Source organism: Amycolatopsis kentuckyensis (assembly GCF_002155975.1).
Lineage (GTDB): Bacteria > Actinomycetota > Actinomycetes > Mycobacteriales > Pseudonocardiaceae > Amycolatopsis > Amycolatopsis kentuckyensis.
This window is the reverse complement of the sequence record NZ_MUMI01000762.1, coordinates 205-517: the sequence shown is the minus strand read 5'-3', so window position 1 is coordinate 517 and position 313 is coordinate 205. Positions and strand designations below refer to the sequence as shown.

Sequence of the window (313 nt, the reverse complement as noted above, 5' to 3'; positions counted from 1 at the left end):
GGCTGTGCGAGGTCTCGCGGGTCCGGCCGCCGCTGGGCCCCGGCCAGCTGGCGGGCCAGGAGTACCTGCTGTCGATCATGGACGAGCTGGGCCTGCCGCCGCGCCAGGCCGTCGCGGCGGCCAACGGGATCGGCACGTACGTCGACGCGAACGCGGCGCTCGACGCGGAGAACACCCGGCTGGAACGCAGCACCGGCCAGTCGACCGAGGCGTGGTGGCACCAGCGGTCGTCGTTCTGGGAGAACTACTTCGTCGTCGACGCGCACCCGGCGATGAACCGCATCTGGCTCGGCGGCGGCTTCGACCAGAGCGC

1 protein-coding gene is annotated in these 313 nt (G+C 72.8%); it reads left to right on the top strand.

Annotated elements, in window-relative coordinates; genetic code table 11:
* Nucleotides 1–313, top strand: a 313-nt coding sequence (locus CCN39_RS47405) for a TetR/AcrR family transcriptional regulator C-terminal domain-containing protein (protein WP_208630690.1), incomplete at both ends; no start/stop codon positions are given.